The following is a 12,680-nucleotide window of genomic DNA, read 5'->3' as shown; positions in this document are numbered from 1 at the left end:
CGTCAGCGGGGGCCGGGCGAGACCGGACGCGTGTCGTCCTCGTCGACGGCGAAGCGATAGCCGACGTTGCGCACGGTGCCGATGATGTGCTCCTGGTCGCCGAGCTTGGCGCGCAGTCGCCGCACATGCACGTCGACGGTACGGGTGCCGCCGAAGTAGTCGTACCCCCACACCTCGCTGAGCAGCTGCTCGCGGGTGAAGACCCGGGACGGGTGCGTGGCGAGGAAGTGCAGGAGCTGGAACTCCTTGTACGTGAGGTCCAGGGGAGTGCCGCGCAGCTTCGCCGAGTACGACTGCTCGTCGATCGTGAGCCCGGACGTCTGCACGCGCACCGGCTCGGACGCGGGAGCCTCGCGGGACAGGGCGAGACGGATCCGGGCGTCGATCTCGGCCGGGCCGGCCCCGGTGAGCAGCACGTCGTCGATGCGCCATTCGCCGTTCACGGCGGTCATCCCGCCCTCGGTGACGACGAGCAGCAGCGGTCCCCGCAGCCCCGTCGTGCGGATGAGCGTGCAGAGCGACTTGGCGGCCACGAGGTCGGTGCGGGCATCCACGATCACGGCGTCGGCGTCGGGCGCCGTGACCAGCTCCGCCGGCTGCGCGGGGATGACGCGGACGCGGTGGCCCAGCAGCTCGAGGGCGGGAAGAACAGGCCCTTCGCTGCTGGGAGACGTCAGCACCAGGAGTTGCGCCACGCGGATCCTTTCCGTTTGACACTCTACTCAGCAGCGCAGGCACAGCGCGGATGGGTGACAATGGGCGCATGGCCGAACCCGTCCTCGCACCGCGCAGCCCCTTCGTCGGGCTCGTCGTCACCTGGGCCGCCGCCGCCGTCGCGGCGATCCTGATCGGGGTGATCGCGCCGGCAGGGCTGCTCATGCCCTGGTACGTGATCGGATTCGGGCTCTGCGTGCTGCTCTCGTTCACGGTGCAGCTGTTCCGCGGCGAGACCCGCGGGTTCATCCTCCGGGTCTCGGCCGGCTGCCTCGGTGCGCTCCTCGTGATGGGCATCGTCTCGGCGGGCTTCGGCGTCGCCGCGCTCTTCGGCGCCTGACCCCGCGCGCCGACGACCCTGTCGACCGCGTTAGAGTAGGGGCATGGACATCGTCGCGCTCGAACTCTTCTTCGTCGGCCTGCTGGCTCTGGCGGGGCTTGCGATCGCCTTCTGCGCGGGAGCCGTACTGGTCAACCTGTTCCGCGGCCAGCGCTGATCGCTTCCGCCGGACTGACTCCGCCGATCCGGAAGGCCGCGCATGCTCGATCTCCCCTCTGACCTGCCCGCCGACATCGTTCCGCTGTCGTGGCTGCTCGGCGTCTGGGAGGGCACCGGCGTCATCGACTACGACGTGCCGGACCCCGACGGCGGCGAGGACCACCGGTTCCGCGGCGAGTTCGCCCACCGCGTGAGCTTCAGCCACGACGGCGGGCCGTTCCTGAACTACGCGGCGACGGCGACGTTCACGCCCGAGGAGGGCGAATCCGTCGCGCTCGTCGCCGAGTCCGGCTACTGGCGGCTGGCGCGTCCCGCCGACGCCCAGGACGCGGGTCCCGCACTGCTGCCGCCGCGCGAGAGCCGCTCCGCGGCGCGCACGGTCGACGACGTCGAGGCGTTGCGACTGCCGGAGGGCGGTTTCGCGATCGAGGTGTCGATCGCGCACTCCGACGGCACGCTCGAGCTCTACCTCGGCCGCATCGACGGCCCGCGCATCGACATCGCGACCGACGCGATCGTCCGGGCCGAGGGCGCCAAGGAATACGGCGCCGCAAGTCGCATGTACGGTCTCGTCGACGGTCATCTGCTGTGGGCGTGGGACATCGCCGCCCTCGGCGCCGGGCTGGGCTCGCACGCTTCCGCGCGGTTGGCGAAGGTCTGATCGTGGCCGGCTTCCCGGCACTGCCCGGGGCGATCCTCGACGGCGACGCCGTGGCGCACTTCGGCGATCCGGTGCGCGAGCAGCGCGCCCTCGAGCCAGGCGAGGCGCTGGCCCCGCTCACCGACCGGACCGTGATCGAGCTGACCGGATCCGAGCGGCTCGGCTGGCTCGACTCGATCACCTCTCAGTCCGTCGCGCGCCTGGGCGCGGGGGAGAGCACGGAACTGCTCGTGCTGGATCCGCAGGGGAGGGTCGAGCACGTCGCCGCGGTCGTCGACGACGGCGCCTCCACCTGGCTGATCGCCGATGCCGCGGACGCCGAGCCGCTGGCCGTCTGGCTGCAGCGCATGGTCTTCCGCGCCGACGTCACGGTCGCCGTGCGTCCCGAGCTGACGGTGGTCGGTTTCTTCGCAGGCGCCGCCGCCGAGCAGCAGGCCGAGCGCGCCGCCCTCGCTCCGCAGGGGGTCGCCGTGGTCTGGACGGACCCGTGGCCCCGGGTGCAGCCCGGCGGGCACCAGTACTACGTCGGCGTCGGAGGCGACGGCAGCGAGCACCCCGGTGCCGGCTATCACTGGCGCACCGCCGTGATCGACGCCGAGGCCGCGGCCGGACTCGCCGCCGACCCCTCGACCGTCTGGGCCGGCGCGCTCGCCGCGGAGGCCCTGCGCATCGCGGCCTGGCGTCCGCGCTGGGCCGCCGAGGTCGACGAGCGGTCGCTGCCGCACGAGACCGACTGGATCCGCAGCGCGGTGCACCTGAACAAGGGCTGCTACCGCGGGCAGGAGACCGTGGCGAAGGTGCACAACCTCGGGCACCCGCCCCGCCGCATCGCGGCCCTGCACCTGGACGGCAGCGAGAGCGTGCTGCCCGCTCCGGGGAGCCCGGTGCTCGCGCAGGCGGCGGACGGATCCGCCGAGGACGAGGTCGGCCACGTCACCTCGGCGGCACGTCACCATGAGCTCGGGCCGATCGCGCTCGCCATCCTGTCCCGGCGCGCGCCCGCCGGCGACCTCGTCGTGCGCACCCCGGAGGGGGACGTCGCGGCGGCGCAGGAGGTCATCGTCCCCGCCGACGCCGGCGCCACGGCGGAGGTGCCGCGGCTGACCCGGCTCTCCCGACGGCCGTCCGCGCCGGATCCGCGCGGCGCGCACTGACGCGGTGCCGGCGGTGGGCGGCGCGACCGGGGAGGCGGGACCGATCGGCGCGAACACGGGGAGCGTCGCGCCGTCCCGGCCGCTGCGCATCCTGCTGATCGACAACTACGACTCGTTCACCTACAACCTGGTGCATCAGATCGCGGCCACCGCGGGGCAGGCGCCCACGGTGGTGCACAACGACTGGCCCGGCTGGCACCCGTCGGTGCTCGACGCCTTCGACGCGGTCGTGCTCTCGCCCGGCCCGGGGGATCCGCGGGTGCCGGAGGACTTCGGGATCTGCGCCGAGGTCATCCGCCTCGCGGCACGACGGCGCATCCCGCTGCTGGGCGTCTGCCTGGGGCACCAGGGTCTGGCGCACGCCTTCGGCGCCGTGGTCCGCCGCGCCCCGGAGCCCCGCCACGGGCGGCCCTCGCCGGTCCTGCACGACGGCACCGGGCCGTTCCACGGGCTGCCGTCGCCGGTGGAGGTCATCCGCTACCACTCGCTGCTGATCGACGAGGTGCCGGAGGAGATGGTCGTCACGGCCCGCGCCGACGACGGTGTCATCATGGGCATCCGGCACCGGGAGCTGCCGCTGTGGGGGGTGCAGTTCCATCCCGAATCGATCGGCACCCGCGACGGCGCCCGCATGATGGCGAACTTCATCGCGCTCGTCCGGGAGGAGCTCGACGACCGCCCGCGGCCGGCGGAGGTCCTCGAGCGCACACGGCCGGAAGGGGCCGCGCCGGAGGTCGCCGGCTCCCGGACCGCACCGCGCGAGATCCTGCGGCGCACGCTGACCCGTGCCGTCGACACCGAGGCCCTGTTCACGGCGCTGTACCGCGACGCCGCCCAGGCCGTATGGCTCGACGGGAACCGGCCCGGCGACGACCGTGCGCGCTATTCGATCCTCGGTGGCGGCGACACGCTCCCGACCGCGCTCGCCGATGTGCACGCCGGCACCGTCACGGTGCGCGACCGCGACGGGATCCGCGAGATCCGGTCCGGGTTCTTCGACTGGCTGGACGCCGAGCTGGCCGCGACCGCGGTCGTCGCGGGAGACCTTCCCTTCGCGCTGGGCTGGGTGGGCGCGCTCGGCTACGAGCTGCGGGCGGAGTGCGGCTCCCCGCACGAACGGAGGTCGGAGACGCCCGACGCCCTGCTCGTCCGACTCGATCGGGCGCTCGTCGTCGATCATCGCGAGGGCCGGATCCACCTCCTCGCCCTCGACGACGCGGGCTGGATCGAGCGCACGGCCGCCCGCATCGCCGCCCTCCCCGATGATGCCGCCGAGCGCTCCGCACCGCCCGCGGAGCAGGGCGTGCCGCCGGTGCTCACCGCGCGGCACTCGCGTGCGCGCTACCTCGAGCTCATCGCCGCCGCGCAGGAGGAGATCGCGGCCGGGGAGACGTACGAGGCCTGCCTGACGAACCTGCTGCACGGTGAGGACGCCGCGGATCCGCTCGAGGTCTACCGGATGCTCCGCCGGCAGAACCCGGCCCCGTTCGGCGCGTTCCTGCGCATCGATGGGGTGAGCGTGCTGAGCACCTCCCCGGAGCGCTTCCTGCGCATCACCGCGGACGGCGCGGTCGAATCGAGTCCGATCAAGGGGACGCGTCCGCGCGGCGCCACCCGGGCGGAGGACGAGCGGATCCGCGCCGAGCTCGCCGCTTCGGAGAAGGATCGCGCGGAGAACCTCATGATCGTGGATCTGGTCCGCCACGACCTCGGACGCACGGCCGAGCTCGGATCCGTGCATGTGGACGGGCTGTTCCGGGTGGAGAGCTACGCGACGGTGCACCAGCTGGTCAGCACGGTCCGCTCTCGGCGCGCCGCGTCGCCCGTCGCGTGCGTGCGTGCGGCGTTCCCTCCCGGATCCATGACGGGCGCGCCGAAGCTGCGCACGATGGCCATCCTGGATCGGCTGGAGGGCGGCCCGCGCGGGCTCTACAGCGGAGCCCTCGGGTACTTCTCCTTCGACGGCTCCGTGGACCTCAGCGTGGTGATCCGCACCATGATCCGCCACGATCGGGGCTTCGATTACGGCGTCGGGGGAGCGATCGTCTCCCTCTCCGATCCGGAAGAGGAGTACGCCGAGACCGTGGTCAAAGCCCGCCCTCTGCTGCGTCTGACCGGTGCGGTGTTCCCCGAGGCCTGAGTCCAGGCTCTATCGCTCGACGATGAGGCGCGGGCGCGGGCCCTCGATGCGCGCGACGGCGATCTTCACCTCGGTGAACTCGTGCTCGAGTGCGTCGAGCTTCCGGCTGAGTCTCTGGTCGACGGCGTCGATCTTTCGGCTGAGTCTCTGGTCGACGGCGTCGATCTTCTGGCTGAGCTTGTGCTCGACAGCATCGATCTTCTCGTCGAGTCTCTGATCTCCGCTGTCCATCCGGACGATGAGCCGGTGCTCCATCGCGTCCATCCGCCGGATCACCCACGCGAAGCCCGCGAACATCGCGATGCCGAGCGTCAGCAGGCCGCCGATGCCGCTGCCGATCACGGCCAGGGTGTCCGTGGACATGTACATGCCCCCATTCTGTGCGTTCCGGGTGGTGAGGGCCAGCCTAGAGCGGCACTTGTACCTCTCGGCTTCTCGTGCGGAATCGGTGCAGAAGCCGGATCCTCCCGTCGCTGGGGAGGATCGTTCAGGCCGGGGCGACCGCGCTCCACGGCACGGTGAGCTCGCCCAGGCGCCAGCGAGTGCGGCCGCCGAGCACGGGGCGCCCGGCGGCGCGCAGGGCGGCGACCGCGGCGAGGAAGCGCTGCGTCGCCCCGAAGGCGGAGAGACCCGCGGCGCGCTCCCACTCCCGGTCGAGGTCGGTGAGCAGCGCGTGGATCCGCTCGCCCGGCACATTGCGGTGGATCAGGGCCTTCGGCAGCCGTTCGGCGACGATCGACGGGCGTTCCAGATCGGCCAGCCGCAGCGAGATCGTGAAGCGCTGCGGGGCCCCTGCCTCATCGACGTCGACGAAGCTCGCAATGCGTCCGATCTCGTCGCAGGTCCCCTCCACGAGCAGGCCGCCGGGGGCGAGGCGGGAGGCCATCCGCGCCCACGCGTCGGGCACGTCGGCCTCGTCGTACTGCCGCAGCACGTTCATGGCGCGGATCACCGCGGGGCGGCGGCCGTCGGGCAGCGGGACCTCGAACCCGCCGCGGGCGAAGGAGACGGGCAGGTCGGCGGGGAAGTGCCCCGCGCCGCGGCGCAGCTCGGCGAGCTGGGCGCGAGCGGTCGACACGCGCTCAGGATCGAGCTCGAGCCCGAGCACCTCGGCATCCGCGCGCACCCGCGCGAGTCGCGCGGCGAGCTCGAACGCTGTCACGCCGCTGGCGCCGAAGCCGAGGTCGACGACGAGCGGATCCGCGGCGCGACGGAAGGCGTCGGAGGCGGCGATCCAGCGGTCGTTGCGGCGCAGCCGGTTGGTGCCGGTCGTACCCCGGGTGGGCCGGCCGAGCGGTGAGGACGCCATGCCTCCATCCTGCCCGGTCCCGGTGGCCGGCGCGGTCCCGGCCTAGGCTGCTGTGCGTGCAGACGATCGAGATCGGGATCCCGGGGACGGCGGATGCGGACGGGATCGTGCGCACCTACCTGACCGAGGTGGTCTCGCGATACCACGGAAGACCCGCGACGCACCGCGAGCGCGATGCGGTCCTCGCGGACGAGCCGTACGATGACCTCCAGGGCGACACCGGGATCCTGCTCCTGGCACGGGACGACGACGCCGTGGTCGCCTGCGCCGGAGCGCGCTTCGTGGACGGCCACGCCGAGCTCACCAAGGTCTTCACGCTGCCGGAAGCGCGGGGGAGGGGCATCGCGCGTCGGCTGGTCCTCCAGGTCGAGGAGGCGGCTCTCGACCGCGGGCTGCGATCGCTCCGGCTGGACACCCGCTCCGACCTCGTCGAGGCGTGCGCGATGTACGAGAGCCTCGGGTTCCGCCCGGTCGAGGCGTTCAACGACGCCCCGTACGCCGATCGCTGGTACCGGAAGGACCTGACCCCGGCGGCGGGCACGCCGCCGACGGGGTCGTAGCCCGTCCGTCGGTCAGCGCGGTCCGCCGCCCATCGATCCGCCGGTGGGTGCGGTCCTCGTGTCCACGCGCACGGTGAGCGTCGCGGAGTAGCCCTTCGAAGTGTCGCCCGTCACCGCCGCCAGCTGCAGCGCCCCGCCGTCGTCGCCGAAGACGTTGTCCGAGGTCAGGGACGTCTGGGCGAGGTTCTGCGCCGAGCCGTCGTAGCCGCTGGTCGCATACACGGCGTCGCAGGCGGACTGCGGCAGCGCGATCTGCGACGTCGCGATCGCGTTCGCGGAGTCGGTGACGTCGGCGGCGCTCGGGTACACCTCGAAGTGGATGTGCGGCCAGCGGCCGGAATAGCACCCCGGGAAGATCGAGGTGAACGACACCCTGCCGTCGGCGTCCGCCACCTGCACGCCGCGCAGGTAGGTCTCGTTCTCGATGCCCGACGAGTACATCGAGTAGCCGCCGGCGGCGTTGCAGTGCCAGGCGTAGACGGCGACGCCGGCGAAGGGCGCGTCGCCGGACGCCATGTCGAGGATGTTCAGCGAGAACGTCAGCGGCACGCCGGCGGCGGCGGTGCCGGTGCCGATCGACGAGCGGATGTCCTGCCGGACGATCCCGGACTCGGTCAGCGCATCCGGGCCGTTCGAGCCGTCGCCCGGGTAAGGGCCGGCCGTCTCGTCCGGGATCTCCGCGGCAGGGACCGCGACGGTCGTGGCCGCGGCCGTGGCGGCAGGGGTGGTGCTGGTGACGGTGGGCGCCGGCGTCGAGGTGACCGTGGACGCGGCGGTGGACGTGCTCGGCGTGCACGCGGCCAGCACGGCGCCGCCGGCGCCGAGGCCGACCAGGCTCAGCACCGTCCGGCGCGAGAACAGGGTGCGGAGGTCGAACGGCGCCCCCTGATCGACGACCTCCTCCTCGGGGCGGTCGAGCAGTCGGCCCTCGTAGGCGGGGCCCTGCGGAGTGCGGGTCGGGTCGGGGAAGGTGCTCATGTCCGGATCCTCTCGTGCGGTGACAGAAGGATCCTCTCGACCGCGTCGGGACCAGACCTGTGCGCCTGCTATGCGTCGCCTAAGGCGTCGCTGTCACGCAGGGACCCGCGACGCGGGAGCCGCGCCCGCACGCCGTAGGCTGTGAGCATGACGCGCACCCTCATCCTGCTCCGTCACGGGCAGAGCGAATGGAACGAACTGAACCTGTTCACCGGCTGGGTGGACGTCCGGCTGACCGAGCAGGGCAAGGGCGAGGCCCACCGCGGCGGCGAGCTGCTCGCCGAGTCGGGCATCCTGCCCGACGTGCTGCACACCTCGCTGCTCAGCCGCGCGATCCAGACGGCGAACATCGCGCTCGACGCCGCCGACCGGCTGTGGATCCCGGTGACCCGCTCCTGGCGCCTCAACGAGCGCCACTACGGAGCCCTGCAGGGCAAGGACAAGGCGCAGACGCTCGAGGAGTTCGGTCCCGAGCAGTTCCAGCTGTGGCGCCGGTCCTTCGACGTTCCGCCGCCCCCGCTCGACGACGCGAGCGAGTTCAGCCAGGTGAACGACCCGCGTTACGCGGGCATCGACGGCGAGGTGCCGCGCACCGAGTCGCTCAAGCTCGTGATCGACCGTCTGCTGCCGTACTGGGAGTCCGCGATCGTCCCCGACCTCGAAGCGGGCAAGACGGTGCTCGTCACCGCGCACGGCAACTCGCTGCGCGGTCTCGTGAAGCACCTCGAGGGCATCAGCGACGACGACATCGCCGAGCTGAACATCCCGACGGGCATCCCGCTCGTCTACGAGCTCGACGACAACAACGTGCCGACCGGGCCCGGCCGCTACCTCGACCCCGAGGCCGCCGCCGCCGGCGCCGCCGCCGTGGCGAACCAGGGCAAGAAGTAGCACCCGGACCGACGACGGATCCCGTCCCGCCCGGTTCTCCGAACCGGCCCGGGGCGGGATCCGTCGTCGGTCCGCCTCCCGACGGAGGTCGGGGATGCGTCCCGAGAGGAGAAGATCCGCCCGGGCCGGAACGGCGGGGCGGATCTTCGACGATCTGACGGCGGCGCGGGGGATCAGGCGAGCCCGGATCCGGCCTCCGCCTCGGCCTGCGCCTCGACGGCGAGGGCGATGTCCTCCTCGTCGACGGCCCAGTCGCCGGTCGCGAGGTAGACGACCTTCTTCGCGACGGCGACCGCGTGGTCGGCGAAGCGCTCGTGGTAGCGGCTCGCGAGGGTCGCGTCGACGGTCGCGCCGGCCTCGCCCTTCCAGTTGTCGCTGAGCACCTTCTCGAAGACGCTCGCGTGCAGCTCGTCCACGTCGTCGTCGGCATTGCGGATCGTGTCCGCGAGACGCAGATCCTGGGTGCGCAGCAGCTCGCTCAGGGTGCGGGCGATCTCGACGTCGAGCTCTCCCATGCGGGTGAACGTGCCCTTGAGGCCCTTGGGGATCGCCCGCTCCGGGAAGCGCAGGCGCGCGAGCTGGGCGATGTGCTCGGACATGTCGCCCATGCGCTCGAGCGAGGCGCTGACCCGCAGCGCGGTGACGACGATCCGCAGGTCGCGGGCGACGGGCTGCTGGCGGGCGAGGATCTCGATGGCCTGCTCGTCGAGCGCGACCGCGAGCTCGTCGATGCGGGCGTCGTCGGCGATGACCTCCTCGGCCAGCGCCACGTCGCTGGTGGCGAACGAGCGGGTGGCCTTCTCGATCGACACGGCCACGAGGTCGGCGATCTCGACGAGCTGCGCCTGCAGGTCCTCGAGAGACTGGTGGAAGACTTCGCGCATGGCTGCGCACCTTTCGTTCGGTGACCCTGGCTCCGGCACGGTGCGGGTCGCACGGCGGCCCGCGGCGCGGGCACGGGGCGGTGCCCGCCACGGGTCGTGACGCGCACGAGCCGATTCTGTTCGGCGAAGGTTAACGGTTGGTGCCGTGCTCGTGAACAGTAGCGCGCCAGGGGGTGGGACGGCCGGGAACCCGCCGATTCCGGGGGTGAACGACCTCTACGCTGGAGGCATGGACAGCACCCTGCTCGCCCTGCTCGCCCTCGGGCTGGGGGTCGCGATCGGCGCGGGCATCGCCGCGATGATCGTCGCCGCGATGCGGGCGCGCACGGCCGCCGAGCAGCAGGCGTCCAGTGAGCTTCCGGACGGTCTGACCGACGTGCTGGCCGCGATGGACGACGCCGCCTGCGCGGTGGATCCGTCCGGGCTCGTGACCGCTGCGAGCACCGCCGCCGGGCGCTTCGGCATCGGAATCGGCGCCACGCTGGAGAACCCCGAGCTGCGCCAGCTCGTGCGCGCGGTGCGCGAGGGCGGCAGCGAGACGGCGACCCTGCGTCTCGCCCGCGGCGGGCGGAGCCTGGATCCGCGGCTGGTCGCCGCACGCGCGAGCCGCATCGGACCGCGCCTGAGCCTCCTCATCATCCGCGACATCACCGAGCAGGAGCGCCTCGAGCAGATGCGCACCGACTTCGTCGCCAACACCAGCCATGAGCTGAAGACGCCCGTGGGCGCCGTGAGCCTGCTGGCGGAGGCGATCGAGTCCGCCGCCGACGATCCCGCCCAGGTGCGCGCCTTCGCCTCCCGTATCCAGGCAGAGGCGGCGCGTCTGGGACAGCTCACCGGACGGATCATGAGCCTGTCCCGGCTGCAGTCCTCCGACGGGCTCGGTCGCTTCGGCCCGGTCGCGATCGACGAGGTCATCGCGGCGAGCGTGGAGAGCCATGCGGTGCAGGCCTCCTCCGCGGGTGTGGAGCTGACGCGCGGCGGCGACCGCGGAGCGTGGGTGCAGGGCGACGCGCAGATCCTCATCGAAGCGGTAGGGAACCTCATCGCCAACGCGATCGTCTACTCGCCGCGCGGATCCCGCGTGGGCGTCGGCGTGCGCGTCGACGACGGCGTGGTCGAGATCTCGGTGTCCGACCAGGGCATCGGGATCGAGGAGGCGGACCGCGACCGCATCTTCGAGCGGTTCTACCGCGCCGACGAGGCCCGGTCCCGCCGCACCGGAGGCACCGGCCTCGGGCTGTCGATCGTCAAGCACGCCACCCAGCGCCACGGCGGGGAGGTGCGGTTGTGGTCGCGCCCTGGTCGCGGCTCCACGTTCACCATGCGCCTGCCGCAGATCGCGGCGCCCGAGATCGAGGACGATCCGGGCGCGCGCAAGAAGCCGGCCAAGGACAAGAGCAAGAACAAGAAGAAGCGGAAGGCCCGCAAGGCCTCCCGCCTGGCCGCGCCGCCCGTGATCAGCACGGACCAGCCCCGCACCGATTCCGGAGAACTCGTATGACCCGCATCCTCCTCGTCGAAGACGAGCCCGATCTCGCCGACCCGCTCGCGTACCTGCTGCGCCGGGAGGGCTACGAGGTCGAGATCGCCGAGGACGGCCCGACCGCTCTCACCCTGTTCCGCGAGAGCGGCGCGGACATCGTCCTGCTCGACCTCATGCTCCCGGGGATGCCGGGCACCGAGGTGTGCCGCCAGATCCGCACCTCCTCGGCCGTCCCGATCATCATGCTCACCGCGAAGGACTCCGAGGTCGACATCGTGGTGGGGCTCGAGCTGGGCGCGGACGACTACATCACGAAGCCGTACTCGTCGCGCGAGCTGCTCGCCCGGATGCGGGCCGTGCTGCGCCGTGTCGTCCAGGCCGAGGACGACGTCGACGAGCGCATCCTCGAGGGCGGCAGGGTCACCGTCGACATCGACCGGCACACGGTCGCCGTGGACGGGGAGGTCATCAACATGCCGCTCAAGGAGTTCGAGCTGCTCGAGGTGCTGATGCGCAACTCGGGCCGCGTGCTCACGCGCGGCCAGCTGATCGACCGGGTCTGGGGCAGCGACTACTTCGGCGACACGAAGACCCTCGACGTGCACATCAAGCGGATCCGCTCCCGCATCGAGGAGAACCCGTCCGAGCCGGTGATGCTCGTCACCGTGCGCGGTCTGGGCTACCGCTTCGAGGGCTGAGCGCGCCGCGCAGAAGCGGAAGGCCCCCGGATCCGAGGGATCCGGGGGCCTTCCGCGTGGTCTGCGCCGAGTCAGCCGACGGGGGTCTCGCTGGCAGTCGGGGTCGGCTCGACCGCCGGGGCGACCGGAGTCGTGGTCGGCGTCGGGCTGGGCGGGGCGGTCGGCACCAGCGTGGAGTAGTAGGGCAGGGTGCCGTCGAGCACCGGGATCGCGTACTTGATGCCCTCGGCGTCGCCGGACTGGAAGTAGACGTCGACCGTCTCGCCCGCCTTGGTGTCCAGGCCCTCGAACGTCAGCGGCTGGGCGTCGTCGCCGCCGAGGCTCACCGACTTCTGGCCGGCGACGCGCACGCTCTGGGCGGGGCCGTCGCCGACGGTGATGTGGATCGTGGCGGAGTCGGACGTGGTGTTCACCAGACCGGCCACGAGGTTGCCCGTGGTGCCGGACTCGTCGGCGACGAAGAAGGCGTTGCGGACCTCGATCGGACCGCTCTTGGGCACGTTCGCGCCGTCGGAGGCCGAGTAGTCGATCGTGGTCGCCTGCGGAGTGATCCCCGCGCACCCGGTGGCGCCGACGATGATCAGGGCGCTGAGGGCGATGGACGCAGCAAGGCGCGATTTCACGGGTCCTCCAGAAAATTCACGTGATGATCCAGCACCATTCTAGGGGCACGCGCCGCCGGCGCACGGCTCGGCCCACGCGCGCG

14 protein-coding genes are annotated in these 12,680 nt (G+C 72.3%); 8 read left to right on the top strand and 6 right to left on the bottom strand.

Annotated features, from left to right (window positions below; genetic code table 11):
• Positions 1-2 precede the first annotated feature (2 nt).
• A complete protein-coding gene (locus tag WFJ01_RS08385) occupies positions 3-695 on the bottom strand; it encodes a winged helix-turn-helix transcriptional regulator (RefSeq protein ID WP_251446130.1) in 693 nt (230 codons plus the stop codon).
• 68 nt (positions 696-763) lie between these two features.
• Between WFJ01_RS08385 and WFJ01_RS08380 the strand changes: the two genes are divergently transcribed.
• The 4 genes from WFJ01_RS08380 (at position 764) to pabB (ending at position 5,168) form a co-directional block, all read left to right on the top strand.
• Positions 764-1,054: a hypothetical protein gene (locus tag WFJ01_RS08380; RefSeq protein ID WP_251446133.1), complete on the top strand. Its 291-nt coding sequence runs from the start codon at positions 764-766 to the stop codon at positions 1,052-1,054.
• Between the two features lie 199 nt (positions 1,055-1,253).
• Complete coding sequence (locus WFJ01_RS08375; protein WP_292884177.1) at positions 1,254-1,874, top strand: FABP family protein; 621 nt, start codon at positions 1,254-1,256, stop codon at positions 1,872-1,874.
• A 2-nt stretch (positions 1,875-1,876) separates the two neighbouring features.
• Positions 1,877-3,028 carry a CAF17-like 4Fe-4S cluster assembly/insertion protein YgfZ gene (gene ygfZ / locus WFJ01_RS08370; RefSeq protein ID WP_336628785.1) on the top strand — a complete coding sequence of 384 codons (1,152 nt, stop codon included), beginning with the start codon at positions 1,877-1,879 and terminating at the stop codon, positions 3,026-3,028.
• A gap of 13 nt (positions 3,029-3,041) precedes the next feature.
• Entirely contained in the window at positions 3,042-5,168 is a 2,127-nt protein-coding gene (gene pabB / locus WFJ01_RS08365) for an aminodeoxychorismate synthase component I (RefSeq protein ID WP_336628784.1), read from the top strand.
• A gap of 9 nt (positions 5,169-5,177) precedes the next feature.
• Here the strand turns inward: pabB and WFJ01_RS08360 are convergent, their stop codons facing one another.
• Together WFJ01_RS08360 and WFJ01_RS08355 are read right to left on the bottom strand one after the other, a co-directional pair.
• On the bottom strand, positions 5,178-5,537 hold the full coding sequence (locus WFJ01_RS08360; protein ID WP_295032766.1) for a hypothetical protein: 360 nt from the start codon (positions 5,535-5,537) through the stop codon (positions 5,178-5,180).
• A gap of 118 nt (positions 5,538-5,655) precedes the next feature.
• Positions 5,656-6,477, bottom strand: coding sequence for a class I SAM-dependent methyltransferase (locus WFJ01_RS08355; protein WP_336628783.1), 822 nt, complete (start codon positions 6,475-6,477; stop codon positions 5,656-5,658).
• Positions 6,478-6,533: 56 nt separating this feature from the next.
• Here WFJ01_RS08355 and WFJ01_RS08350 point away from each other — a divergent pair, with 56 nt between their 5' ends.
• Positions 6,534-7,037, top strand: a complete 504-nt coding sequence (locus WFJ01_RS08350; protein WP_295032764.1) for a GNAT family N-acetyltransferase — start codon at positions 6,534-6,536, stop codon at positions 7,035-7,037.
• A 12-nt stretch (positions 7,038-7,049) separates the two neighbouring features.
• Here WFJ01_RS08350 and WFJ01_RS08345 read toward each other — a convergent pair whose 3' ends face one another.
• Positions 7,050-8,015, bottom strand: coding sequence for an intradiol ring-cleavage dioxygenase (locus WFJ01_RS08345; RefSeq protein WP_336628782.1), 966 nt, complete (start codon positions 8,013-8,015; stop codon positions 7,050-7,052).
• Between the two features lie 147 nt (positions 8,016-8,162).
• Between WFJ01_RS08345 and WFJ01_RS08340 the strand changes: the two genes are divergently transcribed.
• Positions 8,163-8,906 carry a phosphoglyceromutase gene (locus WFJ01_RS08340; protein ID WP_442928042.1) on the top strand — a complete coding sequence of 248 codons (744 nt, stop codon included), beginning with the start codon at positions 8,163-8,165 and terminating at the stop codon, positions 8,904-8,906.
• A gap of 173 nt (positions 8,907-9,079) precedes the next feature.
• On the opposite strand, the gene phoU is transcribed toward WFJ01_RS08340, so the two are convergent.
• Positions 9,080-9,790: a phosphate signaling complex protein PhoU gene (gene phoU, locus WFJ01_RS08335; protein WP_251446160.1), complete on the bottom strand. Its 711-nt coding sequence runs from the start codon at positions 9,788-9,790 to the stop codon at positions 9,080-9,082.
• Between the two features lie 229 nt (positions 9,791-10,019).
• Here phoU and WFJ01_RS08330 point away from each other — a divergent pair, with 229 nt between their 5' ends.
• Positions 10,020-11,294 (top strand): sensor histidine kinase, encoded by a 1,275-nt coding sequence (locus WFJ01_RS08330; RefSeq protein ID WP_251446163.1) that lies wholly within the window; start codon positions 10,020-10,022, stop codon positions 11,292-11,294.
• Positions 11,291-11,974 (top strand): response regulator transcription factor, encoded by a 684-nt coding sequence (locus WFJ01_RS08325; protein WP_251446166.1) that lies wholly within the window; start codon positions 11,291-11,293, stop codon positions 11,972-11,974. Before WFJ01_RS08330 ends, WFJ01_RS08325 begins: the two co-directional genes overlap by 4 nt.
• A 71-nt stretch (positions 11,975-12,045) precedes the next feature.
• Here WFJ01_RS08325 and WFJ01_RS08320 read toward each other — a convergent pair whose 3' ends face one another.
• Positions 12,046-12,597, bottom strand: coding sequence for a DNA modification methylase (locus WFJ01_RS08320; protein WP_251446168.1), 552 nt, complete (start codon positions 12,595-12,597; stop codon positions 12,046-12,048).
• Positions 12,598-12,680 lie beyond the last annotated feature (83 nt).

Origin of the sequence: Microbacterium sp. MMO-35, assembly GCF_037147555.1 — a bacterium.
Taxonomy (GTDB): Bacteria; Actinomycetota; Actinomycetes; order Actinomycetales; family Microbacteriaceae; genus Microbacterium.
Note: the sequence above shows the minus strand (reverse complement) of the source record. Positions and strands in the feature narration are given on the sequence as shown.

What these genes read in the sequence shown, in the direction of transcription:
- WFJ01_RS08380 (WP_251446133.1), top strand. Translation starts at nt 764, where the DNA reads ATGGCCGAACCCGTCCTCGCACCGCGCAGCCCCTTCGTCGGGCTCGTC.
- WFJ01_RS08340 (WP_442928042.1), top strand. Translation starts at nt 8,163, where the DNA reads ATGACGCGCACCCTCATCCTGCTCCGTCACGGGCAGAGCGAATGGAAC.
- WFJ01_RS08355 (WP_336628783.1), bottom strand. Translation starts at nt 6,477, where the DNA reads ATGGCGTCCTCACCGCTCGGCCGGCCCACCCGGGGTACGACCGGCACC.
- phoU (WP_251446160.1), bottom strand. Translation starts at nt 9,790, where the DNA reads ATGCGCGAAGTCTTCCACCAGTCTCTCGAGGACCTGCAGGCGCAGCTC.
- WFJ01_RS08330 (WP_251446163.1), top strand. Translation starts at nt 10,020, where the DNA reads ATGGACAGCACCCTGCTCGCCCTGCTCGCCCTCGGGCTGGGGGTCGCG.
- WFJ01_RS08345 (WP_336628782.1), bottom strand. Translation starts at nt 8,015, where the DNA reads ATGAGCACCTTCCCCGACCCGACCCGCACTCCGCAGGGCCCCGCCTAC.
- WFJ01_RS08325 (WP_251446166.1), top strand. Translation starts at nt 11,291, where the DNA reads ATGACCCGCATCCTCCTCGTCGAAGACGAGCCCGATCTCGCCGACCCG.
- WFJ01_RS08375 (WP_292884177.1), top strand. Translation starts at nt 1,254, where the DNA reads ATGCTCGATCTCCCCTCTGACCTGCCCGCCGACATCGTTCCGCTGTCG.
- WFJ01_RS08360 (WP_295032766.1), bottom strand. Translation starts at nt 5,537, where the DNA reads ATGTACATGTCCACGGACACCCTGGCCGTGATCGGCAGCGGCATCGGC.